This window comes from Marinobacter sp. LQ44, from assembly GCF_001447155.2.
In the GTDB taxonomy this organism is placed as follows: domain Bacteria; phylum Pseudomonadota; class Gammaproteobacteria; order Pseudomonadales; family Oleiphilaceae; genus Marinobacter.
Genome location: NZ_CP014754.1, coordinates 1,861,195 through 1,885,801, shown reverse-complemented (window position 1 = coordinate 1,885,801; position 24,607 = coordinate 1,861,195). Strand labels below are relative to the sequence as shown.

Annotated in this window: 19 protein-coding genes; 8 read left to right on the top strand and 11 right to left on the bottom strand. The window is 48.6% G+C overall.

What is annotated here, in order from left to right; translation table 11 throughout:
- Positions 1 to 159 precede the first annotated feature (159 nt).
- Genes ASQ50_RS08795 through ASQ50_RS08785 form a run of 3 tightly spaced genes read right to left on the bottom strand, consistent with a single transcriptional unit; the run spans position 160 to position 1,883 of the window.
- Positions 160 to 453 (bottom strand): hypothetical protein, encoded by a 294-nt coding sequence (locus ASQ50_RS08795; protein WP_035232409.1) that lies wholly within the window; start codon positions 451 to 453, stop codon positions 160 to 162.
- Positions 443 to 1,651 (bottom strand): Arm DNA-binding domain-containing protein, encoded by a 1,209-nt coding sequence (locus ASQ50_RS08790; RefSeq protein WP_058091259.1) that lies wholly within the window; start codon positions 1,649 to 1,651, stop codon positions 443 to 445. The genes ASQ50_RS08795 and ASQ50_RS08790 overlap by 11 nt, the downstream gene beginning before the upstream one ends.
- Positions 1,644 to 1,883: a hypothetical protein gene (locus ASQ50_RS08785; protein WP_058091260.1), complete on the bottom strand. Its 240-nt coding sequence runs from the start codon at positions 1,881 to 1,883 to the stop codon at positions 1,644 to 1,646. The genes ASQ50_RS08790 and ASQ50_RS08785 overlap by 8 nt, the downstream gene beginning before the upstream one ends.
- A gap of 152 nt (positions 1,884 to 2,035) precedes the next feature.
- On the opposite strand from ASQ50_RS08785, the gene ASQ50_RS08780 reads away from it, so the two are divergent.
- The 7 genes from ASQ50_RS08780 to ASQ50_RS21000 all read left to right on the top strand — a co-directional run bounded on the left by ASQ50_RS08780 (position 2,036) and on the right by ASQ50_RS21000 (position 13,092).
- Positions 2,036 to 2,272, top strand: coding sequence for a helix-turn-helix domain-containing protein (locus ASQ50_RS08780; protein ID WP_022993304.1), 237 nt, complete (start codon positions 2,036 to 2,038; stop codon positions 2,270 to 2,272).
- 271 nt (positions 2,273 to 2,543) lie between these two features.
- Positions 2,544 to 4,139 (top strand): DNA phosphorothioation-dependent restriction protein DptF, encoded by a 1,596-nt coding sequence (dptF, locus tag ASQ50_RS08775; RefSeq protein WP_058091261.1) that lies wholly within the window; start codon positions 2,544 to 2,546, stop codon positions 4,137 to 4,139.
- Positions 4,136 to 5,470, top strand: coding sequence for a DNA phosphorothioation-dependent restriction protein DptG (gene dptG, locus ASQ50_RS08770; RefSeq protein ID WP_058091262.1), 1,335 nt, complete (start codon positions 4,136 to 4,138; stop codon positions 5,468 to 5,470). Before dptF ends, dptG begins: the two co-directional genes overlap by 4 nt.
- Complete coding sequence (gene dptH / locus ASQ50_RS08765; protein ID WP_058091263.1) at positions 5,451 to 10,559, top strand: DNA phosphorothioation-dependent restriction protein DptH; 5,109 nt, start codon at positions 5,451 to 5,453, stop codon at positions 10,557 to 10,559. The genes dptG and dptH overlap by 20 nt, the downstream gene beginning before the upstream one ends.
- 81 nt (positions 10,560 to 10,640) lie before the next feature.
- Entirely contained in the window at positions 10,641 to 11,141 is a 501-nt protein-coding gene (locus ASQ50_RS21005) for a nucleotide excision repair endonuclease (RefSeq protein WP_058091264.1), read from the top strand.
- Complete coding sequence (locus ASQ50_RS08760) at positions 11,141 to 12,370, top strand: DGQHR domain-containing protein (RefSeq protein ID WP_058091265.1); 1,230 nt, start codon at positions 11,141 to 11,143, stop codon at positions 12,368 to 12,370. The genes ASQ50_RS21005 and ASQ50_RS08760 overlap by 1 nt, the downstream gene beginning before the upstream one ends.
- 428 nt (positions 12,371 to 12,798) lie before the next feature.
- Positions 12,799 to 13,092 carry a hypothetical protein gene (locus ASQ50_RS21000; RefSeq protein WP_156509991.1) on the top strand — a complete coding sequence of 98 codons (294 nt, stop codon included), beginning with the start codon at positions 12,799 to 12,801 and terminating at the stop codon, positions 13,090 to 13,092.
- Positions 13,093 to 13,117: 25 nt separating this feature from the next.
- Here ASQ50_RS21000 and tnpC read toward each other — a convergent pair whose 3' ends face one another.
- Genes tnpC through tnpA form a run of 3 tightly spaced genes read right to left on the bottom strand, consistent with a single transcriptional unit; the run spans position 13,118 to position 15,471 of the window.
- Positions 13,118 to 14,740 carry an IS66 family transposase gene (gene tnpC / locus ASQ50_RS08750; RefSeq protein ID WP_058092798.1) on the bottom strand — a complete coding sequence of 541 codons (1,623 nt, stop codon included), beginning with the start codon at positions 14,738 to 14,740 and terminating at the stop codon, positions 13,118 to 13,120.
- A gap of 45 nt (positions 14,741 to 14,785) precedes the next feature.
- Positions 14,786 to 15,154, bottom strand: a complete 369-nt coding sequence (gene tnpB, locus ASQ50_RS08745; protein ID WP_058092799.1) for an IS66 family insertion sequence element accessory protein TnpB — start codon at positions 15,152 to 15,154, stop codon at positions 14,786 to 14,788.
- On the bottom strand, positions 15,154 to 15,471 hold the full coding sequence (gene tnpA / locus ASQ50_RS08740) for an IS66 family insertion sequence element accessory protein TnpA (protein WP_058092800.1): 318 nt from the start codon (positions 15,469 to 15,471) through the stop codon (positions 15,154 to 15,156). Before tnpA ends, tnpB begins: the two co-directional genes overlap by 1 nt.
- Before the next feature lie 71 nt (positions 15,472 to 15,542).
- On the opposite strand from tnpA, the gene ASQ50_RS08735 reads away from it, so the two are divergent.
- Positions 15,543 to 15,890 (top strand): hypothetical protein, encoded by a 348-nt coding sequence (locus ASQ50_RS08735; RefSeq protein WP_058091233.1) that lies wholly within the window; start codon positions 15,543 to 15,545, stop codon positions 15,888 to 15,890.
- A gap of 63 nt (positions 15,891 to 15,953) precedes the next feature.
- On the opposite strand, the gene ASQ50_RS08730 is transcribed toward ASQ50_RS08735, so the two are convergent.
- From ASQ50_RS08730 to ASQ50_RS08710, 5 genes are all read right to left on the bottom strand, one after another.
- Positions 15,954 to 16,322: a DndE family protein gene (locus ASQ50_RS08730; RefSeq protein WP_058091232.1), complete on the bottom strand. Its 369-nt coding sequence runs from the start codon at positions 16,320 to 16,322 to the stop codon at positions 15,954 to 15,956.
- A 1-nt stretch (position 16,323) separates the two neighbouring features.
- Positions 16,324 to 18,318: a DNA sulfur modification protein DndD gene (gene dndD / locus ASQ50_RS08725; protein WP_058091231.1), complete on the bottom strand. Its 1,995-nt coding sequence runs from the start codon at positions 18,316 to 18,318 to the stop codon at positions 16,324 to 16,326.
- Positions 18,318 to 19,838 carry a DNA phosphorothioation system sulfurtransferase DndC gene (gene dndC / locus ASQ50_RS08720; protein ID WP_058091230.1) on the bottom strand — a complete coding sequence of 507 codons (1,521 nt, stop codon included), beginning with the start codon at positions 19,836 to 19,838 and terminating at the stop codon, positions 18,318 to 18,320. The genes dndD and dndC overlap by 1 nt, the downstream gene beginning before the upstream one ends.
- Positions 19,835 to 20,914 carry a DNA sulfur modification protein DndB gene (dndB, locus tag ASQ50_RS08715; RefSeq protein ID WP_058091229.1) on the bottom strand — a complete coding sequence of 360 codons (1,080 nt, stop codon included), beginning with the start codon at positions 20,912 to 20,914 and terminating at the stop codon, positions 19,835 to 19,837. Before dndB ends, dndC begins: the two co-directional genes overlap by 4 nt.
- 89 nt (positions 20,915 to 21,003) lie before the next feature.
- On the bottom strand, positions 21,004 to 23,586 hold the full coding sequence (locus ASQ50_RS08710; protein ID WP_058091228.1) for a DNA phosphorothioation-associated putative methyltransferase: 2,583 nt from the start codon (positions 23,584 to 23,586) through the stop codon (positions 21,004 to 21,006).
- Between the last annotated feature and the right edge of the window lie 1,021 nt (positions 23,587 to 24,607).

The window sequence follows — 24,607 nt, the reverse complement described above, 5'->3', positions numbered from 1 at the left end:
CGAGATAAGCCATCACCTGTCGTCCGCGACAGTGCAGGGTTAGTTGATAAATGGTTTTCTGAGTGCGAGCTGACTGGAACGGATGCACTCCGAGAACCGTAAACTGATCCCTCCAAAAGGCTAGATGAAGGCCCGCAGTGTCAATCGCCGGATTGGCCATTAGTATGTCCTCCATTCATGCTCCAGTTCCTGAAGCCGGTTGATCAGCATTGGAAGAGAGTCACGGCCCGCTTCCAGATTCTGCTTAACGAGTTCGCAGTACACCCAGGTTTCCATCGCCTCCTGGTTGGTGCGTTCTCCTCCCAGACCAAGGATGGCCACCAGATGACAGCCCTCTTGCAGGATGCCCATGGCCACACACAGGCTGCTAGCCAGATTACGAACGGTGCGCCGTTCGGCAGGTATCAGACGGTTCAACGGCATGGCCGCCAATAACATCAGCTCAGACCTCATCGCTTGCTGCCTCCTCTTCCGGTGTTACCTTGGCCTCGAACTCATTGATCAACAGCCGCTCAAACGCAGAACCATCCCGACGGGTCAGGTTCGGCACATACCGGCTATAAACCCGGAACAGCATTTCGGTCGTAGTGTGCCCCATCTGCCGGGCAATCCATTCCGGGTTCTCGCCAGCGGCCAGCCACAACGTGGCGGCAGTGTGGCGGGTCTGGTACGGCCGGCGCTTTCGTAGGCCCAGATGGCTGAGCAGGGGGTACCACACCCGCTTGGTGACGTTGTTGTGCTCAAGCGGATTGCCTGCGCCATTACAGAACACAAAAGTGTTGTTGCCGGTGGCCTTGCGCTGATCCTTCAGGGCGTCGTAGACCAGTTGAGGCATTTCAATGTGCCGGTAGCTGCCGTCGGTTTTGGTCTGCTCGATCTCGCCATTCACCAGTGCCTGGCGAACCAGAATCTGCCGGCGTTGAAAGTCGACGCAATCCCACTGCAGCCCGTCGATCTCACCGGTCCGAAGACCGGTAAAGAAGCGAACGGTGTAGTAGTTCCTGAAGTCCGCCCGAACCGTGGCGAGAATCAGCCGAACTTCCTCCAGCGAAAACGGCTCCACATCGGACCGCGGCACCTTCAGTGATTTGATCCCCTGAAAGGGTGAGGTAAACTCAAATCGGTTGGCTGCCTCTCCCAGAATCATGCGCAAAGGCGTCATGATGCGGTTGATACGGCTGGCGGAAAGTGGCTTTTTGCTCCGGGTCTGAACTTTGGCGAGGGACGCCCGGAACGAAAGAATTTCCTGCCTGGTGATGTGGCCAACCTCCTTCTCCCCAAACTCCGGGATCAGGTAATTCTTCAGAGTGCCTTCGATGGTGGTGATGTGCGACTTTCGCCACTGCACCCGCATCTCATCCATCCAGGTTTCACAAAACTCACTGAACAACGGCGTGTCGTGAGCTTCGCGAGAACGCCGGAGCTCTGCTTGCCTCGTGAACTCCTGGGCTTTGGGGCTGTTTGGGAAATATTTGTGGTACTCGAAAGTGCCCAGTGTGATTTCCGCTTCGATTCGTTTGAGAATCGCCTGGAGTTTTTTCCGGTTTGCGGGCGTGTTATCAAGAGCGGTCTGCTCTCGGCAGCGCTTACCTCGAAAATGGAAATCGAAAAACAGCTTCTGTGTTGCTTCGCGTACTCGAATGCTAGCCATGCATACGTCCTCCGTTGGCCATAGGAATAGAAAGTGAGTGGTGGCCGGAGTGCAGCGCCATATCTCGCTGGATGGGCTCCCACATGTAAAGAATTTTCCGGCCGCCAAACGGCCGAATGTAATGAACGCCTTCGAGGAGCACGGAGTCTTTCAGGCGCTCGCGAATCGTCCGGGCTTCATAGCGAATCCGTTCTGCAAGCTCTTCGGTGGTCAGGTATTCGGTAGTGTTCATATGTTTCTCCTAGGCTTTCTTTGTAGCGTACAAGCTACATATTAAGCCTATTTTCGACGCTGTCAACAGTCTTTTGTAGGTTTTAATCATCATTGGATGCGGGTTTGCGTCTTATGAGGTATCATCGCTACACACTCAAAGGCCTGCCGACCATGATCAGATTTCGTCTAAAAGAACTAATCGCAGAGAAAGGATTTCAAGAAAATCGAAGGGTTACGCTGGATGAGGTTTCGAAGGAGACTGGAATCCACAGGACGACGCTATCCAAAATTGCGAACCAGCGTGGCTATAACACGACGACAGAAATCCTGGACAAGCTTTGCATCTACTTTGGAGTGGAGCTGCAAGAAGTGGCACAGCACGTTGAAGAGCCAGAAGATGGTGATTGAGAACCATCGGAAGGAAATCTTGTAAATTTCACCATTGGTGCAAGAGTCACCAAGAGCTGGATGTTCGACGCCAGCCAACGCTGCGGGTACATCAGAACGAACGTTTAATTGTTGAGTTTATTAACTTTTCCCACCTTTCTATACCTCCCCTCCAGGGGGTGAGGTTCTAGCTTCCCTCGTGAAATCTCGCTATGGTAGTCTCAATGACCTTTGGTCGTTTTTCTAAAAATTATAATCACTCGCGGTACCACCGGACGGTTAAGGACATAGCGTGCAGTTCAAACGGTTGCTTGACACCCTGGCTCGGTCGTCAGCTCAAGCGGTTACAACGCTGGGGGCGGGACAAAAAGAGCAAGACGAACTAAAAGAGTACCTCTACGTCGAAACGAGGATTGAGAAAGACTTCAGAGATCTTCTGAATTCGAACCTTTCGTCAGAAAGTGTCATCTTCTTGTGTGGCTCTTCCGGTGACGGAAAGTCTGAAATTCTAAAACGCTATTACGAGACCTACTCAGACAGAATCAGGTTTCACCTAGATGCTACTCATGCGTTTAAACCCGATCAAGATGCAATTGAAGCGTTAGACCAGCTCTTTGACGAGCACCGTGAGTCGGACAAGCCGCTGGTCATTGGAATAAATGTCGGGATGCTATTTAACTTTGCATCTCAAGGACATCCCCGCCACGAAAACATCAGGAGTGCCATTGAATCCTACCTCCAAAGTGGGGACGAAATTTCAGTCTCATACAAGTTCCTTAACTTTGAACAGTATCCGAAATTCAGTATTGAGGACGGAAAGACCGGATCGAGCTTTATCAGTGAATTGTTTTCGCGCGTAGTTGCCTCCAATGAAAAAAATCCGCTACATCTTGCATATCTGGATGCGGTGCGAACGAAGCCCAGCACTCTGACTCTGAACTATGAGTTACTCAAACACGAGCAGGTGCGTGATCGAATAGTCCACTTGCTTCTTTCTGCTAGATTAAAGTTTGATCAATTTCTTTCTGCGCGGGCTTTGCTCGATTTCGTTCACCATTTGATTTGCGGCCCCAGCTTGCTTTTCAACAATCTATTTGTGGTTGGTCACAATGACTTGAGTGACGTTATCAGTCATTTTGACCCATGTACGATTAGGTCTCGAAGTATTGATCAGTTCCTCATTCAGCATCCTCTAGGTATCAGAGAAGAGGCTTTCGATGAGTTCCAGAATTCAGTGCAGGAAGCCCTAGGCATAGTCGACATTGAGTCGGCTGGTTGGTTACGATTTTTTTACCTGTTTCAAGATATCGCCATTGGAAATAACTTTCATCAACGTTTCAAAAAGGATTTTGAACAGCCGCTTTACGACAGATACATTGAGATTTGGCGTTTACATAAAAGCTATGATGGAAGTGCTGAGGAGCGTCAAAAGCTGAGAAGTTTCTATAAGGATGAGCTTGTATATGCACTGGTTCGATTTGGAAACAGGTTGGATCCGTCATTAACTGCAAAACAGCATTTATTTTTGTGCTCCAGAAACGGCATCTTTATTTCGGCAGTTGCCGATATTAAGCCTGACCTCAAAAGAATTGAAAATGAAGAGATGGCAAATATCCACGAGTTTCCGGTTTGCCTTAAGGTTGGTGATGAACCACTTCAAACGTTTAATGTAAACCTTAGTTTTCTTGAGCTGGTTTCTAAAATAAATGATGGGTACAGGCCGAATAAGCACGATAAGAATACGATTGTGATTTTGGAGGAGATCGTCGACGACGTAATAAAAGTCGTCATTCGTTCAAACAAGCTGATGCTTTCGGATGGTAGACAACACGTTTATCTTACGAATGAAATTGAAGACAGTGAGATCGTTGTCGGAGGTGTCGAGTGAGTATTTCCGATAACTTGTTTGCGCTGGATGAACAAGAAATTCAGAACAAAAACTTCGTTAATCATTTTCTGCCATTTCGGTCTCAGTCGTCTGGCCTTGATTTTGAAGCAATAGCTGGAAACATTTTGACGGTGGCGTTTCAAAAGCGGCTTGAGAAAGGCTCAACGTTAGAGAGTTTTAAGTCCTCAGTTTATGGTCGCTTACAGTATAAGCTAACGGACCAAGAAATTTTCCCTCTTATTGAAAAGATGTATTTCGATAATGACGCGGCAGGTTTGTTTAAAGTTTCGCCGGAATTTCTAATCGCCAAAGCAGCTCAGGCTGAGGCATCTACTAATAAACACGTTGCGCAAGTTTTTATCGGCTTCATTCGTGACTCGAATCGAAGATTTCCGAAACTCAGCAGTGAAGTGAATTTCTTAGAGCAAGAACTTGTTGAAGCGTTCCAACAGCAATTGACTGATTGTAATGAGGATCCCGTTGAGAGGCCTTATTTACCATTTATGTCAGAACTCTTTTCCCAGGATCTTGGCTTTCTTTTGGAACATCCCGGATATTTCTTAGACAACCTTAGAGCATTTTTTAGCCTTTATACCTTTTTATATAGCTCCCAGTTGGCATTGAACATCAATGGTTGGACGGAGCGGCCTGCTAGTAAACCACTTTTCTTCATTCTTGATACCGAGAAGGCTAGCTTAGAGCGGAATCAGGTTAGAGAAGCTTTTCGTCACCTGAGGACGAAAGCTTTCGACCTATTCCCGGTTCTTTCTATGCTTGAATATCTGAATCAACCGAAGAATAAGAAAGCGATAAAATTTCCTCTTTGGAAGATTTTTTTAGATATAAACGAGATGGATGCGTTGCAGCGTAATAGCGTTAATAGATCGCTGATAAGGTTCTGCGAAAAATATCGAGAAAAAAGAAAATTTCCACCTCTTGAAGAATATCCTCAATCAACGAAAGAACTGATTGAGATACTCAGTAGAACTGCCAAGGAAATTTTTGGGACAAAAGGTACGAACCAACACGCTGTAAACAATAAATTTGTGAACGCATTTGAGAATGAAATTGCACCACACTTTGTCCAGGTGAGGGGGCGCTCAGGAAGAGTGCTGACAATTTCTCAAGATTATCTACTCCTTCTCACAAACCTGGCTATCGGCAGCAGAAAGCAGATTCAGTTCCAAGAGCTGCTTCAGGAGTTTAGAAAACGTGGGGTCTGGTTCGACAGACAGTCAGAGCAAGCGATCATCAGGTTTTTGGAGCGAATTGGTAACGTCGAGCGAATGAGCGATAGCGGAGATGCGGTTTATGTCCGAAAAACACTTTGAAGCCTTCTTGGTAAGTAATCTACGTGGTTGGCTTCAGTCCCGGATAGAAGCGGGCGCCCGGTATCAGTTCAAATCACCAGACCCAGACAACACAATACGTCTTGTTTCGGAGTTGTTAGAACAGTGTGATGGTCGACTACGTTATGGTGAGCACGAACTATCATATCTCCAGATTAATGATGTGCGTTTGTTGGTTACCGGGCATTTGGAGCAGCCTGATATTCAGAATGGTTGCTACACGGAAAACTACATATCAAACCTTCGGGATACTGTGGCAGCTGAGATGCCCCCTTTCGAGGGGTGCGCTTTGCTAATCGTACATAACAGCCTTCTTGATACTTTGATTAATAGTGCGTTCGACCTGGCCCAAGGCGACGGTGTTTGGTCGCCTAATCAAACAAAAAATGAGCTGGATCTCATGATATCTGGTGGGCTTCAGAATCAAGTTGCTTCCCGGTGTCTCTTAGAGCACCAAGCCCGGATAATCACGGAAGAAGGCTCCAGTGTATTCGGATTTCGACACCTCCATGATGCATTGCTAGACGGAGACCTGCGATTCCAAGAGCTAGGGCTGTTCAACGATCCTCAGGTGTTAAGCAATTCGAACGAGAAGCAGGTAGCGCGCCGACTGGAGTCGAATCGCCAGCTAAGGGAAGAGATTGAGTTTGCCGTTGAGCATTTCCCGAATGACTTGGAAGACAAGCTGACAAAGTTTGGATCAAAATTTATACAAGAACATTTTGGAGAAGGAGCCGAAGTTCCCTGGACCGAGCTCAACTACCAAGAGTTTCGAGACGAAGAGGAGCTTCAGAAAAAGCTGACTCTCGATTATGAGGGAATCGAGGTTAATGGCTGCGAAATCGACGTAAGAGATAAGAAAGACACCTCGGCGGGTAGGCGAGATAAGCATCTGATTATTGAGGTTCCGAGTGGTCAGGACCTGTTCAGCTTCAAGATCAAGTTCGTTGGTCAGCGATTAGAAAAAAAGGAGCTTTTGGTTACGCCAAGAGCTATGTCTGACGTCATTGACATTGATTTCTCTTTTAGAGGCGACAAGTCGACCTTCACTATCTCCGGACCATGTAGTGGTGAACCAGAGTTTTTTAGTCTGAGACTCAATCGAGATTCTTCGAACGAAAAATACAGCTTTCATTGCCTGGTAGTGCAACAGGGGAGCTTTTATCTTTCTGCCTTTGAGAATCGCTTTCTCATCGATAGAAAGAGAAGAGCACTCGTACTCCAGGCAGACCAACATTGCCTTGACGTTAATCCTGACGTCATCGCCGAGACCGTGTTATCCGACAGCGGTGAAACAATTGACGTAAATTCAGTGGGAAAGATCGATTTCGAGCAGCTCTACGATGAGTCTGACGAAGTTAATTTCACCCTGACGAATGGGGGCAGGTCTCTCTTTGTACTCGTTGAAGGGGAACCGAGCAAAGAAGCACTCCGGCTACCAGTAATTTTTGATCCAAGTCGGTTTGCTAGGCTTTTTAAAGACGATGACTTCAATGGTGTGTATCGGCCAGGGAAAGAGACCGTCGTCTTCGATAGCCAAGAATCGGAGCCAGTATTCTTCCGAAAAGCCTTGCTCCAGGCAGAGTCAGCCTTCGTTAATGAAGAGTGCATCGAATGGGACAATGATCGACGCAAAGGAATTCCACTTTCAAACCTTTCGCTCGCCGACGACAGAATATATCAAGCCTATGCCGCCCTTGTTTCTTACTTTCAAGAGCGTAAGACGTTGCCCTCGCTGGCTAGCTGGGGGCCTGAACTTGTTGCCCTAGGTAAAGAGTATGTTCTTGCTTGCGTTGAGTATTTGGACAAAATTAAGAAGGGGAAGCCGCTCGATAGCTCTGAACGGCTGGTGATTCGCATTGGGCTGGCAACAGTGGAGGAGCGTCGATTTTTTACTCCGTTCCATCCGCTGGTTATGGCCTACTATCTGAGTTTGGTTGAAGAAATCGTCGAAGATGGTGAAGCGCGTAGCTTTCGCGAATTACCAGACGTTACGAAAGGACGATTAAACGCACGGGGATTACTCCCTCACCTTTTCGACAGAGACAATCGTTACAGCTATACACAGGCTGTGCTAGAGAACCCCCTCTGGTTGGAGATAGTGCCACATCAGGATACAAGCTTTGATTTTGTGATAAATCTTGTAAAGCACAAAATCGAGGAGTTCACGTCTACATTTGAGCAGCTATTCCGCCAGGTCGATGACGCCCCTCTGTTAATAAACTCTGTCAACAACGCAGAAAACTCAGAGTTATTCAGAGGGCTGGTGTCCTACTATCAGGCGAACTTGCTCGGCGGTCGTCACATACACGTCAATCTCTATGACGAGAAGTTGGTCGAGACTGAGTTTGATGTTTTCGCTGAGATGGGGATGTATGACGAAATTAAGGAACGGTACGGGCTCGATAAGGGGGCCGCACGTCGCAATGCCGATGCGGTAATCGATTTACTACGAACCAGGCTAACGTTCAGCAAGTTTCAGCACAACCAAGTGGAAAAGCAAGCTTATGCTCATCTGACATTCTTCAAAAATGATCAGAAAGTGGAAGCTGTGGACAACAATATTGATGAGCACGTTTCGGGTGTTGCCTGCGCTGGACTGTTGTCAGGTGAGTCTTCGAGGAGCGAGGGTGACCGATACTTCACGGCTTTTGGCCTGAAAGGTGTCGATTACGGCTCTTTACCGCACTTGAAGCTGGCTAAGTTAATAGGAACGCTTTGGCGCCCCTCTCAGTCCAAGAACGATGTCTATCATGATCATTCGGCCACGAGCCTCGCAGTGAGTCAGGAGTTTATGTCCTTGCTGGAGCGCTCATACGATAGTTCAGTGTGGACGACCATCATAGATCCAAAGGTCACGCTGAAGTTCTTTGAAGCCACCGAAGGCGTGATTCTGATTCACTACTCCGACCAATACACCAGTTCGTCGGGTTATGACGCGATCACCGTCACCAAGCAAGTTGACCTTTATAAGAACGTCTTGGGCAATGCTGGCAATGAATTGATTCGAGAGTTCAATGCGTTCAATGGTGAATGGCTGCTCAGACTGATTACCGACCACTCGAAAGAAAAGATTGCGAAAGAAGGCATTATCGGCGCCTATAAAATCGTTAGTACCCTTTTGGCCCAGTCAGATATCACCTGGATTCCTATCTCTGTCGCTGAAATGATCAGAGTGGCCGGCAATATTGGACTTGCGATGACCGATAGTGATTTCTCGCGCCACAATCGCAAGATCAAAAAAGGTGCAATCTCTGACGATATCTTGTTCGCAGGTTTTAAGGAAGGACAACTCTACCTCCTACCTGTGGAGGTAAAAGCTGGGGGCCGCCCTGATTTCTCCAAGGCGAGAGAGCAGGCGGTTGAGTTGAAACGATACATGGAAGAAGACCTCTTGGGACCGGACACGCTTGCGTCGCGTCTCTATCGCGGGCTATTCATTCGCCAAGTGCTTCTGCAAATCGAGAAGTATCAGTTGTATCGAGTTTTCGAGGATAACCATTTCGAGGATTTCTTAAACCATCGCGAAGAGTGGTTAGAAGGCCTGTATGGGATCGGTCAGCTCCCGAATTATCCCGGTGCAATGGTAGTAGCTCACATCAACAATGAGTCCTGTTTTGAAGAGAAGTATGAGATAGCTGAAGAAGTTCTTCAGGCTGAAATACCGATGGGGTTACTGGATGAGCTAGTAAGGACCCCTTACCAAGACCTTAGAGCGAAAATCGACAACTCATCACTCCTTCATGTGCCCAAAGAGTATTTTCTGCAGCCTTTCACTGAGCAACAACTTGCAGGCACGAAAAAGGATGAAGCTAAGAAGCCTACCCCCACTAAGGCGGAAACGGTCGTGTACCCATTTTCAAAACATGATAGCGGTGTCTTCCCCGCTGCGGCTGATGATACTTCTGAAGAGAAAGTGGGCGATTCCGAACCTGTGGCACCTGCCGAGCCGCTCAGGGTAGAGTTTGGCAAGGATGTTCAAAGCGGTGAGGTAGTCTATTGGGAGCCTACGAATACCGAAAAGCTCTTCAATACGAATACCGGAATTATTGGCACGATGGGCACAGGGAAGACCCAATTCACTAAGTCACTGATTACTCAGCTTGTTCGGAATCAGAATCATAACGTTGACGGAGCCCCAATAGGGATACTGATCTTCGACTACAAGGCTGACTACGTTAAAGACGATTTTGTACAGGCGACTAATGCCAAGGTTTTCGAACTTGACTGCTTGCCTTTCAACCCGTTTGCCTTGTTTGGAGACAAGAAGAAGCTACCGGTGCATGTTGCTGGTCAGTTCATTTCGTCGATGACAAAGTCTTATAACCTTGGCGTAAAGCAGCAAAGCAAATTGCGAACGGTGATCCGGGACGCCTATGAAGCTGCTGGTATTTATTCGAATGATGAAAGCACTTGGAGTCGGCCCGCTCCAACTCTGGAAGATGTCTGGGCAGCATTTCAGGAGCAGGAGAAGATAGAGCACGACTCCTTATACGCAGCTCTCGAAGTACTATCCGCCTACGAAATCTTTGAGCCGGACACGAGCAAGACTCAGTCACTCTATGACTTGGTAGATGGTGTCACGGTCATCAACCTTTCTGGGTACGATCGCACTATTCAGAACCTCGTCGTCGCACTGACGTTAGATCTTTTTTATACACAGATGCACCAGCAAGGTAGCTCAAAACTCGAAGGGGATTTTCGACAGATCTCTAAAATGATCCTGGTCGATGAAGCGGACAATTTTATGTCTCAAGACTTCCCGAGTTTAAGAAAAATAATGAAAGAAGGTCGTGAATTTGGCGTTGGCACTATTTTGTCGACCCAGGAACTTACACATTTCAAAACCGGCGATAACGACTACTCCACCTTGATTTTATCCTGGGTTATTCATCAGGTGACTACTATCAAATCTCAGGAGATCAAGGCCATATTTAATACGCAGAGTAAGCAAGACGAGGAGTATTTTATGGCGCAGATTAGAAAGCTTGATAAGCACTATAGTCTCTGCGTAGACGGGAAGAAGAATGTAAATAAAATCAGAGATCTGGCATTTTGGCAATTGGAGTAGCTGCGGTTGTAAATTTAGTAGAAGTTGGGCGCTTTTAAGGGCAGATTTCTAAAAAGACCTGTATTTTTAAGAACAATCTCAATGGCAAATATTTTTACTGACGAAGAATGGGATAATGGTGAGTTCTCAACTCTGCTTAAAAAGCATGAGGTTAGGGTAACTTGCTTTCCTCGTGCTTGGGATTTTGGTCGCGAGATTAACTGTGAGTGGTCAGTTATAGATTTTCCTCCTGACGATCTTAGGGCGCTTCCCGACGAGCCCGGAGTATATGTGTTTGTGGTGGAACCAAACTTATTTGGTCTGTCACCTGCTAGTACAGTTTTTTATGTTGGAAAAGCCAAAAGGTTACGTGAACGTATCCGGGCATATATCAATGAGCTAAATCTTTCACCGCGCCGTACGCGGCGGCAAAAAGTTAACAAAATGATCAATCTTTGGGATGGCCATTTGAAATACTATTTCACTGTTACAGAATCAGTTGCAGAAGCTGAGAATGTTGAAGATACAATGATTCAAGCATTAATTCCTCCCTTCAATTCAACATTTGGTGGTGAGATAAACGCTGCTCAGAGGGCATTTTGATGAGTGACAGAATTTTATTGCCAGCCTTAAAGTCTAGAGTGGGTGACTGGATTTATTACGTTTGCTCATTATCTTTTAATAATGTTGCAAGCCTTATCAAGGCCCCTGATGAGATCCATAAGAGCAAAAAACTATCAGAATGGATTCAGCGGGAGGCGATCGAAAAGCACGCAGGAGAGATAGCTGATTACATATCAAGTAATGATCAGAGGTTTCTAGGTGCTGTTATTGTTGGTGTTTATGATGGAGACCCGAACTGGGCTCCTATAGAAGTTAACTACAATACACCGGATATACAGGCTACCGAAGAACAGAAAGAAGATTTGAGTGGGAAGATAGGAGTTCTATCTTTTAGCGGTGAAGAGAAGTTATTTGCAATAGATGGTCAGCATCGTGTCGCCGGCATCAAAAAAGCGCTTGAGGAGGCCGAGAATCGCGAAGACCTAGAAATCGAGAACATCTGTGCAATTTTCGTTGGGCATGACGAGTCCTCCGAGCAGGGAAAACTGAGAACTCGTAGGCTGTTCACCACAGTTAATAAGAAAGCAAAGGCAGTGTCCACAGCGGCAACAATTGCTCTTGATGAAGACAATGGCTTCGCGATAGTAACTAGAAAACTTGTGGACGAGTTTAGCCTTTTTTCAGATAGTGATGATCTTGTGTCTTTCTCTTCGAATTCGGCGTTAAATAAGAGAGAGTCTAGGGCGTTTACCAGTATCGTTGGCCTTTATGAGTTGGTCAAAGACCTACATGAAGCAGAGGGAAAAAGAATTTTCGAAAATGCTAGGCCGACCGAGCGAGAGTTGAACGAACACTATCAGTTCTGTTGTGATTATTTTTCTAATCTTTTCGAGATGAGCGATGAGCTTAAAGAAGTTTTTATAGATCGTGGTGCTCTCCCTTATACCTATCGTAACGAAGCGGTTAATAATCTGCTTTTCAGGCCCGTTGGTCAGCGAGCATTTGCCCGCGCCACACAGTTTCTAACCCAAAAAGGTCATTCAATCATATATTCGATAGGAGCGCTTTTGGAGTCGAATTTAGACTTATTGCATGAAGATTGGCATCACATTTTATGGGATCCTATTGCAAAACAAATGATTCCGAAGAATGTGAAGTTAGCTGAGAATCTTTTACTCGACATGATTCAAGAGGACGTTCGGGATCCCAAACAGTTTCGTAAAATTAAAGAGCTAAGAGCCGAATTTTCAGAGGGTCAACAGGTTTAATTTGGTGTCCATGTATAACAACTTCCAGTTGGTAAGGTAATTGTTTGGTTAGAAAACAAGAACAGGTAGATCCTTACTCTCTTAGGTCTGGGGTCGAGCGAACTGCACTGTCCCCGGTATTCGTTCGAATATCGGAGGCGTATCAGAAAGGGGAGCCAAGGGATTTACGTCTTCGACAGACATTCGATAAGGCCTGGAACTCCTTCCGCAATAGTGCTGAAGTTGATCAAGCCTATGTTAACCAGATGCAGATGAAAGGACATTTCGAGGAAAGCTGGTCAGAGATACTTTTCTGGCATTACCTTGAGAAAAGGAGTCTTTCACCTATTCACCGTGGGGCGGGATGTTCAGATTCAGAGATTTACTGGAGAGGCCGGAGAATACAATTTGAGGTTGTGTCTCCAAAGGCCGGGGAAAGAGGCTCCGAGATGGAGGTGGTGCAGCGCCGGACGCTGAATGGAGAGGACTTGGCTGCCGGTAAGGTTTCGGAGTTAGGGAAAGTGCCACGAGTAAATCGAGCCGAACTGGAGTGGGAGCTAGATTTAATCAAGGCGAGGGTGACGCAGAGTTTTGTACATAAAGCTAGTCGCTTCGCCAGCCGTATGGTTGAAGGACTTGTTCTACCGGGCGAACACTGTGTCATCGTGATCGATGTAAATCAAGTTCGTAAGGTAGAGAATTTTGATATTGGGGAGATTGGGCGCAAAGCTTTTTACGGGTAAGCGCCAATAAACCGACCCACTTGCCCTAATCGTACTGAGCCACTTTTTTTGAAGCTGGCAACTCAGCATTCCAGGGCAACAATGTTTCCAGTTTTTCGAGGGTATCCGCTTCGGCAATGTGCTTCAGCACATGGTGGATGTAAGCGGAGGGCTCCAGGTTGTTCGCCTTGGCCGTTTCGATCAGCGAGTAACAGGTGGCACTGGCATTCGCGCCTTGGGTGGTATCGGCGAACAGCCAGGCCTTACGACCGACGGCGAAGGGCCGGATGGCGTTTTCGGCCAGCACGTTGCTGATCTGTAAATCGCCGCGTTCACAATACCCCGTCAGGGTACCCCACTGACTCAGGGTATAGTCCATCGCCTTGCGGGTGAGCGAGCCTTTCAGCACCTTGCTGGCGTTTTTCTCCAGCCAAGCCTTGAAGGTGTTCAGCAGCGGCAGGCTTTTTTCCTGACGCACCCGATAGCGCTCGGCGTCACTCAGTTCGTTCGCGGCTTTCTCGACGGCGTACAGTTTCCGGATGTGGCTCAGGGCCACGTCGGCTTTTGAGGGCGGGCCTTTTTTGCCCATGGCTGGCGCTGCCCGGGACGCGTCCACGAACTTGCGCCGGGCATGATCCCAACAACCGATGCGGGTCAGCTTGTTCTCGCGGCATACCTGTCCATAGCCGGAGTAGCCATCGGCTTGCAGGATGCCCTGGAAGTCATCCAGCAGGCGCACCGGTACCTGGCCACCGCGAGAGGGATCGTACTCGAACAGAACCGAGGGCTTTCCGGGCGGGCCGCCCCGGGTCACCCACATCCATTTATCCGATTGGGCTTTCTTGCCGTCTTCTTTGAGCACCTGAATCCGGGTTTCATCAGCTTGCAGGTAATCACTGCCATTCTGGGTTTCCCGCATCAGGGTCATCAGCGGTTTGAACACGTCGTTCAGGCGGATGATCCAGTGCGCCATGCTGGTTCGGCTGACTTCGTGTCCCAGGCGCTTGAGCATTTGCTCCTGGCGGTACAAGGGCAGGCCGTCGGCGTATTTGGAGGTAATCAGGTAAGCCAGCAGTGACGGGGTCGCAATGCATTTGCCCAGTGGGTGGGCTGAGCGCGGTGCAGCCACAATATGCTCCTGGCCACCCTGCTCGAAGACGGCTTTTTCCTGCCAGTATTCCAGCACCTTCAACTGTGCGGGAATGTACTCCAGCTCTTCTTTCACCTTGGTGAAGAAGGTCTTGCTGGCTCCGGCTTTCTCTTCGTCACTAAGGGTCAGCTCAATACGCTCACGCAAGAGCGTGTCGGAGAAGCCACGTTGACGGCGTTTGCGGGAACGCGGCGGTGCCTCGGCCTCTTCAACATCCTCAGGCAACTCATCGCGTAGCTCGTCAATCCCGACTTCCAGTTCGGCTTCGTCGAATAGAGTGATCTGGCTGGGCTGCTTTTCGCTGCTGGCTGCGAATTGCTGGATCTTTTTGTAGCGCAGCAACTCTTCGAGAATGGCGATGTAGCTTTCACGTGCTTTGGCCGCTTGGTCGCGCTGCTGAAGCTCGGCTTCTTTTGCGGCCAGTTGTTCTTGCATATCGCTGATAACAGCCAGCATTTCAGCGGTGGAGAGACCGCTGAAATCGGGTGTTTTGGAGGTGTTATCAGGCGTTGTTTTCATGCTGAAATTATAGCAAAAACAACGCCCTGACACACTTAAAAAGTGCTATCCAACACTCTCATAATACAGAGTTTTATGGCCCTTAAGCAGGGTGATGTCGTAGCCGTCCAGCAACCAATTGATCTGCTCGCCGTTCAGCGACATCAGCTCATCCTCTGGGCCCGGCCATTTGAATTTTTCTTCAGCCAAAGACTTGTAGTAGAGCACGAAGCCGTTGTCTTCCCACATCAGGCACTTGATCTTGTTGCGCTGCCGGTTGGTGAAGGCGAAAAGCGCGCCGGAGAACGGATTATGGCCTAACTCCTGCTCGACAATCAGTGCCAATCCGTTGGCCTGCTTGCGGAAATCAATCGGCTGACGATACAAGTAAATCTCTGGCAGATCCCAGGAGGGGCGAAGGTACCGATGGCGCATTACAGTTGCCTCAGCACGGCACCGAGTAACTCCACATTACCGGCGTGCAGCCCGGTGATCGAGACACCACCGGGCAACGACACGGTTAAGCCTTCCGACGATTTCGGGCCAGGCAACGCCGCCACCTTGGCAAAGCCAGAGAGCCCAGCCGGGCGCTCCGCAATCACGGTCTCCGGCTCAGCCAGCTTTTTGCGCCAGTAAACAAAGCGACAATAGGTCAGTGACTGCTGCTGGCAGTAGGCCATGCCGGACAAACCGGACGCCTGCCAGTCTTCGATATGTTGCTGCCAGAGACGCTTGCGTTCGGCGTGTGTCATGCTGATTCCTCCTGATGTTGACGAGGAAATCAGTGTGGGCAATCTTGATAACCGAATGTAGGTGCTAATTTATGGGCGCTTACTTTTACGGCGTAGGGCGAGAGCTCATTCTATGGGATTTTAATAAGGAGACGGGAAATCAGGCTTTTGTTATTCATAATTCAATCATACGTCCAGGGCGAGGAAGCATTCCTACGGACTATTTTCTTGGAAGGAGAGACTTTAGGCATATAGCTGCTGTCGTGATGTTTGATGGAAACATTTCCGATATTTCAGCAGGCCAGGAGCCCAAGATCTACGTTTTTCATAACTTCCATGCGCAACAATCGCTTTCAATGAAGTTGTTTGCGGCGGAAGAGCAGTACTACCCCCTGGGACTCGCAGACCAGTTTTGCATTATCTGCAAAAAAGGTCGTTGATACGACTCACCTTTGCAAGTGGGAACTCAGAGGCTTGAACGTTAGGAAGCGTCCAAGCCAAGTTTATCCTTTAGTATCTGCCATAAAAAAAGTTTTCAGGTCTAAAAGTTTCTTTACGTGCCCCATTTTATGCAATCCGCTATCGATTAAAGATCGAATTATGCTTTGATAGTCGGCCTCGACCTTTTGTTCCGAGCAGAACTGCTGGATTAATACTTCATATACCTTTTCTTGATCACCAAACAGAACGTCACGATTGATAACGTGGACCTGCTCTGGTCTGGTGTCATTTATCGTTGCCGTACGTGTATCGCGTAGCGCTAATGCAATAGCTGTGCGTGCAAGCACATTAGGCGTAAGGCGTGTTTTTGTTTGCAGGAATTGCAGCCTATCCCAGGTTTTTTTACTCAACTGAATGCGGGTGGGAAACATCTCAGCTCGCCTCCTTTTGGTGCCAAAAATAACCTTCACGGACGCGAGTCGCGCCGGCTTTTGAATCATATTCGAGCTTATAGGCCCGGGATATGTCGGGTGCGAGATCAGAATAGAATGATTCATCCACCTCAGTGTCTGTAGAGAGCACAATCATCTGGTGGCTTGCGATAGGGAAATAGCCTTCTATCAGCTTGGTTCTGTGCTCGGAGTCTAGCCTCCCTAATGGAGTATCGACGATCATAGGCAACTGGCGTCCGGAGGTTTTTGCAAGTGCCTCAAGAACAGCAATTGCAAATATCTGTTTTTCACCAGCTGAAAGCTCGTCTTTCGCTATTGTCCGCCCGTTACCGGTCAATAGTTCTACGCGGAAGGTCTTGGGGTTGATCCGAATTTGTAGGTCCATGTCCTCTTTACGAGTAAGTTTGGCAAAGCACTCGGTGAACTGGACTTCAAGGTCTCGAACCTTGGCAGTCGCTGTCTGGTCGACATAGTCCGCGAGCAAGCCATTGGCGTTGTTGACGTAGTCGATAACTCTCTTTTGGTCGCTCAGCTTCGCAGCAGTTTCGTACAGTCGGTCAAGCCGGCGGGCTATTTCGACGGCTTCATTAGCTGCGTCTTTTCCTTTCGCCCGCGCTGACTCGATTTCAGCATCTAACCTGCCAAGTTTTTGCTGTAGCTGCTGCAAGTTCTCGAAATCAGAGGCAATCAAAGAATCGTCCGGAGCGCGCGCCAGAGAGGCTCCAATTTCATCGAGTTCCGCTTCGATGCACTCTAGAGCATCAAACAACTTAATCACATCCTGCCGTTGTCTACTGGCGTCCTCGAATGCTGAGTATATTTTCCCTGCTTGAGAGGGCGTTAAGTCGTGAATCAAAGTCTGGGATTCGAGGTCTTGATAGGGGTTGCCCAGTTTATCTATCTCAGCGAGCACGATAGCCAAAGAATCGGGTGCCAGCTTTGAATCGAGAGCGTCTTCCAGGTGTGTTCGGTATTCGTTGTGGATTCTGTATTCCTGCAAAAGCCCCTGAAGCTGGAGGTCTTGCTCAATCTGCTCTTTAGTTCTTCGGCAAAAGTCTTCTGCCAAGGCGATGGGTGCCGCGTCGGATATAAGGCCATTAATTTCGGATGTTAAGCTATCTCGCTCGCTATGGAGCTGATTCAGCTTGGCTTCGAGCTGAGCCCGGGATGTGGAGAAATGTCCCCCTCGATCATCGATATCTTTCTGGAGCCTTTTCGCGCGCTCTTGTAACTCAGCGCGCTGAGCGAGGATGGTTGAGATGTCTTGGCGGATGATCTCAGCTTGTTTCCGGCAGTGCATCAGTTTGGACTGCTCAGCGTCGATTTGTGCCTGCATTTCCTGAGCTGACGATCGCTTGGCCAGATTCCGGTTAAGAACGGTGAGATCGCCGGAGAGCCGCTCAACGACGTCGAGCCCGAGTAATTTCTTAATAGACTGTTCGAGGGCTATTCCTCCAGAATCATCGGCTAGTTGGGCGATTTTCTCACCGTCAAAAAAGAATAAGTCGGATACACCTGCAGGTATCAGTTCGTTGAGAAAGTTCTGAGCTTGCTCGTAGCTGAGACCTTTAACAGGCGTATCATTTTCCAAGATAGTGAGTGTTTCTTTAACGCCTTTGCCCTTTCGTTCCCATTCACGCTTAACGTGGTACTGGCTTTCCGTTCCGAGCTTTGCGTAAGTGAATTTGAGCTCAACAGACGAAGAGTTGGCAGAACGACCAGTCTCTCTTGAGTGATGGATTGCGTCGAGCAGAAACTCATCATAGCGTTTTTGGGAAACTGCACTGCCCAGACACAAACGTCCGTAGAGTGCCAACCTTACGCCCAAAAGGAGGCTTGTTTTACCCGCGCCATTTAAACCGCCAAAAAGAATGATGGGCCGTGTTTTACCCGCACGCTTTTCGGGCGTGAGGTTGAAGGAGTTTTTCCCTTCGTAGACTCGAAAGTCGGTAAGCGTAAGCTCTTTAATAAGCATTAGTTCAAAAACTCTGAAAATTCGTCTTTCACTTCCTCAACGTACGATTTGCCACGCTTACGAAAGGAATGGTTGCGCTCATTGATCGCGTCGAGATCTTCCCAATCTCTTTGGAGGATACTTTCCAGGCTGTTCAGTATGCCCCTCCGCTTGCCTAGACCCGATACTTGAAGTTCTGCTTCCAGCATCTTGCGAACAAGCGCTGATGGAACACCGTATTTTTCTGCGAGCCTCTCAAGTGTTTCGGAATCTGCTCGTGTGAATGCGCCGGCATCATCCTCTACCCAATCAAGGTCCTCTCCGTAGACCTCTCTGTAAATCCGCGGCAGAGAGTCTTCCCAGTCCGGCTCATTTGGGTCGCGTAGCCATTCTCTTCTTATCATGTGTAACTCGGGGCGAGTAATCAGTTCGATAGACTCACCACTCTCGTTAATCCCCTTCTCAATAGTGAGCAATTCACGCAGGAATTTTTGGCGCTTGGACAGCCAATAGGGGCCCGGGATATGACGAACTTCTCGCACACTATCATCACTGATGTCGCCCGAGTTGTAAGAGACCCTTCCTGTTCTGCGGCGGAAGTTGCGATACTCCTCAGAGTTCTCTGGTTGGCGGGACATGTACAGTTTGTTCCTGAACGCCAACAAAGGCTTCATCCAATCGGCCCCGGACTCGATAAGGCCATGCAGCGCTTTGTCGGCTGTCACAACTGTGCATGTCCAGCACCCAAAGCGGCTGTTCCCGCACGAGGGCGTACTTTTATCGATCACCAGCGGGCATTCACCCTGGTTTGACCCTTTGTATAGTTCGAGCAACTCCTGGTTAGATCCACCCCAGGGGCATGGGGCGCTCATCAGATACATCCAAACTTCATCCGCTGACCAGCTTTCAATTGGCATGTAGGTGTAAGCGTTTGGAAGAGAGCTATGGCGGCTTAGTGCTGAACCGTCTATTTTGTGTTTTGCAATCACCTGGGCGCGAGACGCGCTCTCCTGGCTACGAGAGCCTAACACTACAACGGCCTCACCAAATTTGGCGACCTTATCGAGTATAAACTCGCTCACAGGGTCTATCTTCATCCGTTCCGTGCACCAGCGGAACGTCTGATTTGGCGCAGGATAACCACGACCGAGCAAATTCACCCAAAAGGTTTGATCTGTTTTTGGCACAACACTGTGTGCACTTATTGGTAGGCCCTCTTTCGGCGCTGCCTCATTAATGAGCTTGATTACTCGTTTGATCATGTCGACGACGACAGGTGTCTCAACCAAGGTGTCAGATGAGACCACATAAACATGTTTGGCTCGCTTTTCGGCCGGGAGCTGTAGCAATGCCATGTAGATCAGGGAAAGAACGCAAGTAGAGTCTTTCCCCCCACTGAAGCCAATAATCCAGGGTCGGTCGTCAGAGCAATATATGTTCTGAATTTCGCGAACGAGGTCTACTAGAGGGCGATTGCCAAGAGAAAACTCCTGAATCATGGATAGATGATCCGGGAAAACGAATTGTTCCTGCGCAGTCATGGCTTAAGCGACTCCTCGTATTCCTGCTCAGAAGGGGTGAGTGGAACACCTAATTGCTGTTTGATGTAATTGCCCGTGAGGGCGACGCTACTGCGAGCCTTGCTAATGCGACCGTGATGCATTGCTCGACCTTCCCACTCATTGTTAGCTCGTGCCCAATCAATGTTTTGAAGACCTTGCAGTATCCGGCTCCACTGAGACTTTGGCTTGAATAAAAGGTCGGCGCCTATTTGGCCCATGGCCTGGAGCATGACGCCGTGAGCATGAACGTATTGCTCACGGAGCTCGCAGGTCGCCACTTTCTTTTCCAGAGCGAGTTGCCAATCTCTCATGTTGGCGGCAATTTCATTCCAATATTCAATTGCCAACTGCTGCTCGTCCTCGCTAATTAGGTCAGTCTTTCCTTTCATTAGCAGAGCTTTTGAGGCGTTCTTTATAGCCGACAATGTAAAAAGTTTGCTGCTTCGGTTGGATATGCTGGACCTCTCCATTTCCGTCAGCCGGGAGAATACCTTCACCTCGCGAGCAACAACTCGGGCTAGTTCGGATAAATGATCCCGGTGGTCATAGAGCGTGCTGATAGAGTCGCTTGGCCGGACAGCATGCTTGTTAAGATCCGCGAACATTTGCTGGCTGCGCTTCAGACCCTCATCAATGAAAAACAGCACAGGGATGTTGTCGTAGCCGAGTTCTGGATTCTGTTCGATTGCCTGAACGATTGCTTCACGGCGGTGCTGACCGTCGTTGATGAGGATCTTGGCATCCATAGGGATCGACAGTAGTCCCAGATTTTGGGCCATACCTGTGTCGGTACTAGGTTCAAACGAGACCTGACCATCTACAGACGCTGTGATTCCCGAGAGCGTATAGTCTGTTGGGTTGTCGAGCAAATAGCTAACGATGTCTGGTATTCGGGTTCGATTTAATACTCGTTGAGCTCTAAGTTCTGGTGGAACCTCTTGCCCATCGAAGATAAAAATTTTTGGTATTAGTCGTAACGGGCACATAGCCACGTAACAAGGCCGTCCAGACTGAACGCCTCTCGCTGCCGGGAAGGTGTGGGAGAACTCGGCCATGAGGGTCTCCGGGGGTGGAAGTTAAAAGTTGGAATGGAAGTTAATTTACCCAAAATAAACTTCCGGGTCAACGTGGCCAGGGCGAGGCTTCAGATTAGAGAGTTATCTAAGTTAATGAAATCGTTGAGAGAGTAGGATCTTGGGATTAGTCGTTTGTTGGCAGAGCTTCGCTTCAGCACCGTTACCTGCTTGGCCGGTGTCTCGCTGAAACTTACGTGAATTGGCCGGTCTTGACCATAGAAATACATCCTATCGAATTTGAGATTTTCTGCGATCCATTGACTGACCTCGAACATGTCCTCATCTTCGACGATAAAGTCTACTGCCGCGCCCCCTCGCATGCAGATGGGGTTGCCTAACCTGTTCAGTTCATGGGATGCGTGCTGATCTAGTTTCGGAGCGATCCTACGCCGTATATTTTTGCTCAGTTCTGACGAGCAAAAGCCATAAGTGAGCTTGATCATGCCGAAATAGTCCACTATCGGATCGATAAGATTGTTGGCTAGGTCGAGGAGGGCGGTGTAAGTCTCTGGTTGGAGCGGGTGATTCTCGATCTTGAGCGACTTCTGCGTTTCGCCGCATTCAATCAGGTCGCGATATTTGAAGTATTGACCGCAGGGATGATCGAGGTTCGGGATGTCGGTACTTCTTGTCAGGCTATGTCCTTCTATTGCCCATCTCTTGTCGCGCAGCGTGTTCTGAAAATCTCTGTCAGGAGGGCCGAAGTTGCTAAAATCGCCAACTCCCAGTTGTTCAAGCGCTTCATCAAAACGCAATTGTTCGGCATAGTTTTCTTGATCCTCATGCATATACCTGCTCTTCAGAAAGAGGTTGGGAGGGGCAAACTCATCACCGTATTGGTAAACATCGATCCGCTGATTTCTCAAATTGATCTTGGTGCGAACGAGCATTTTCGGAATGGCCTTTCCGAAGAAGTCGTCGTAACTCATGAGGGAAAGCTTCCCGGAACGGATGTGGATTTTGACTAGATCGGCAGAACTTGGGTCTCCGAATAGGCTAGATGCACATGTGATGTAAATTCGGAGGACTGGGGGCAATCTTGGTATTAACTCAGTGTGTAGTTGAAGTGAGTGTTCGTCATGCAGCCACCCCAAGCCCTGCTCAGAGGCTTCGATACAAGCAGACAGTATTGCGCTCTTATCCAATACTCGAACGAGATGATCTTCTCCGATTGTTTGGGCATTCGCTAGGGTCCCAAAAAAATGTCTGACATCTTCCTTGAGCTTGTTAGGCATAGGGCGTGGGGGTGAGCTCCGGAAGAATCGTAGTTCGGCAAACTGAACAATCAGATCGTCCTTGCGAGCCTGCTCAGCCCTCGCTAATGCTACCGCTCCCTCCTCATTCTTGATGGTCTCAAGAATTCTCAATGCGGCAGGGTAGGAGCCCAGAAATCTCCGAATGTCATGGAGGTTTTCGATCTCGCTTGGCCTGGGTTTTCTGCCAAAATCTAGCCAAGTGCTCCACAACTTTTCTAAAATATCCTTGTTGTTTTCATACTTCCGTAGACTAGCCGGTGCCCGGCGCTCAGGTTCCTGGCTGCTGAGCGGTCTCTTCGCTCGAAGTGGTCGAGGGCGGCTTCGTTTAACGCTTTTTCTAGCCAGGAAGTCAGCCTTAGCTGCATCCGTCTTGAAAGCGTAAAAAATCCCCGGGGCTATCGGAACAGGCTCTGTTCTGAGTACTGATTCAATGTAAATTGCCAGTTCGCCTTGTGAAAAATACTTTTGGAAAGTGTTTCGTGAGGTGCGCACACCATCCCTGAAAGGCAGACCACCCCGAGCATTTGCGTTCTCCAGCATCGCAGATACGACCAAGATTTCTGACGCAAGTTCATAAGCGTTGGTCAGGACGAGGTGACGTTCCTCCGGCACTTCAATAACATTGATGACAAACCCTAGGTTGACGATGTCTGCTGTTTTCTTTTCTGCACTGGGAGAATAATAAGGATCCCATCCAGCTACGTTTATATTGCTATCTTTTAGGAGCTGAACATCGTTGCCCTTGCCGCACCCGTAGTCAAAGACTGACCTCGTCTGATCAAGATAGCCATATCGCGCAAGGCTTTGCATAGGTGCCGATAGTTGCGTTCGAGTGAGGGCAGTTAAATGTCGGTGAATTTCTGACCCGCTTTCGATGGCTGACAGGTTCTCTGTAGTTTCATTGGCTATAGGCACCAGGGCGTGCTCGGAAACCTCATAGCCTTTTAGCTTCAAGAGACGGTTCCAGTCCTGTAGAAAGCCTATTCTGGTCGTATCGTCGAATAAACCGATACTCTCAGCCTCTTTGGTCAGCTCCAAAAACCGTTGAAAATCTGGGTGAGAGGATGGCAGCAGAAGTTCTTTGCGGTGAAGGATGGGGGGATTATTCGATTCTGAATAAACTCTGTATCGGCACTGCCCTGTATCGAGGTTAACTTTCCATGATTGTTCGAGAGTCGGGAAAGCTTCCTCAAAAAAAGTTGGATAATTCAGGAAAGATATTTCGGCAGCACTTTCTCGGATTTTAATGACATTGTACTGGGCTTCTGGAGTAATCCTGGCCTCGGCTTTGCGCACAGCGCTACGGCTTTCGTCGTCAAGTTCAGAAAGCGCGGAGGTATGTAGATACCTGTAACCAGCGATCTTCTTGCCAATAAACTTGTTAGATTTTTCCACGGGGACTGAACCGGAATGTGTCGACTCCTTCTCTATGAGTCGCCTAGCGTGCACTGAGAGATTGTTTGTACGATGTTTGCGGATTTTGCTCGTCTGTTCAAGAGGCCATGGTAACGAGATAGGTTCCAGGGGCGGCGGGAAACTGTGCCCAAACCCTCTAGAAGGGCAAGTATGGCAAAGGTCGCGAAAAAGGTCGGAAGCTAATCTGTGAAAAAATGCCGGGCACTGTCAGGGCACCATTTGGGCACAAGCCAAAAAAAAGGACCTGCGCTTTCACGCAAGTCCTTGATATTCATGGCGCGCCCGAGAGGATTCGAACCTCTGACCTCTGCCTCCGGAGGGCGCCGATTGGGGTCGGTTTGGAGTGAGGTCGGTGGGTCTAAATCGTTGTTCGTCAGTAACTTGCAGGTCGGGCGGAAGCTCGCGAAAAGTTCTTTTAACACCGCTAGTTACACGATTTATCCCAAGTTTGGGCACACACTTGTCAGGTTAGAGATGGCTTTAACTGGACAGAATGACCGCTGCCCCAACTGCTTAATTTCTAGTTTTGCAGTTTACTATGCGAACTTCAAGCTCAGAAAAAATGTCTGGTTTTAACTGTCCGAAATTGGACAGTAGTCGAGCGGGGTAGTCCGAAAGTCCGCCTGTAGAAAGCTATATTTTGCGAGAGAGTATCACCCATCGGCACTCGTTAATAGTCAAGGGTTGGCCGCATCACAGGTCATTGGGAATGACGGGGGATGTTCGGCTAACCACCTGGCTGACACTTGGGGCGATTAGAATAAAGTTTAGTAATTCAGGCTTACCTGACAGCAAAGAACCGGTGCCTGTAAAGTCGATTGACTACAGCTGAACTTTCAAAGTAATCGGGTGTTCTTACCTAGTCTGGCGGCACGTTAATCCGTAAGAGCTGACTGCGTCGATGGGAGGGAACTAGAAAAGCAAGGGAAAGCGACTTAGTCTCCACATCTGGATTGAGTGGCCGTTGTAACAGGTATGACTCGACAGTAGGCCATGCTCG

Bases quoted from the DNA above. Each gene is read 5' to 3' on its own strand.
- ASQ50_RS08795 (WP_035232409.1), bottom strand. From the start codon at position 453: ATGAGGTCTGAGCTGATGTTATTGGCGGCCATGCCGTTGAACCGTCTG.
- ASQ50_RS08790 (WP_058091259.1), bottom strand. From the start codon at position 1,651: ATGGCTAGCATTCGAGTACGCGAAGCAACACAGAAGCTGTTTTTCGAT.
- ASQ50_RS08785 (WP_058091260.1), bottom strand. From the start codon at position 1,883: ATGAACACTACCGAATACCTGACCACCGAAGAGCTTGCAGAACGGATT.
- ASQ50_RS08780 (WP_022993304.1), top strand. From the start codon at position 2,036: ATGATCAGATTTCGTCTAAAAGAACTAATCGCAGAGAAAGGATTTCAA.
- dptH (WP_058091263.1), top strand. From the start codon at position 5,451: ATGTCCGAAAAACACTTTGAAGCCTTCTTGGTAAGTAATCTACGTGGT.
- ASQ50_RS21005 (WP_058091264.1), top strand. From the start codon at position 10,641: ATGGCAAATATTTTTACTGACGAAGAATGGGATAATGGTGAGTTCTCA.
- ASQ50_RS08760 (WP_058091265.1), top strand. From the start codon at position 11,141: ATGAGTGACAGAATTTTATTGCCAGCCTTAAAGTCTAGAGTGGGTGAC.
- ASQ50_RS21000 (WP_156509991.1), top strand. From the start codon at position 12,799: ATGGAGGTGGTGCAGCGCCGGACGCTGAATGGAGAGGACTTGGCTGCC.
- tnpC (WP_058092798.1), bottom strand. From the start codon at position 14,740: ATGAAAACAACGCCTGATAACACCTCCAAAACACCCGATTTCAGCGGT.
- tnpB (WP_058092799.1), bottom strand. From the start codon at position 15,154: ATGCGCCATCGGTACCTTCGCCCCTCCTGGGATCTGCCAGAGATTTAC.
- tnpA (WP_058092800.1), bottom strand. From the start codon at position 15,471: ATGACACACGCCGAACGCAAGCGTCTCTGGCAGCAACATATCGAAGAC.
- ASQ50_RS08735 (WP_058091233.1), top strand. From the start codon at position 15,543: ATGGGCGCTTACTTTTACGGCGTAGGGCGAGAGCTCATTCTATGGGAT.
- ASQ50_RS08730 (WP_058091232.1), bottom strand. From the start codon at position 16,322: ATGTTTCCCACCCGCATTCAGTTGAGTAAAAAAACCTGGGATAGGCTG.
- dndD (WP_058091231.1), bottom strand. From the start codon at position 18,318: ATGCTTATTAAAGAGCTTACGCTTACCGACTTTCGAGTCTACGAAGGG.
- dndC (WP_058091230.1), bottom strand. From the start codon at position 19,838: ATGACTGCGCAGGAACAATTCGTTTTCCCGGATCATCTATCCATGATT.
- dndB (WP_058091229.1), bottom strand. From the start codon at position 20,914: ATGGCCGAGTTCTCCCACACCTTCCCGGCAGCGAGAGGCGTTCAGTCT.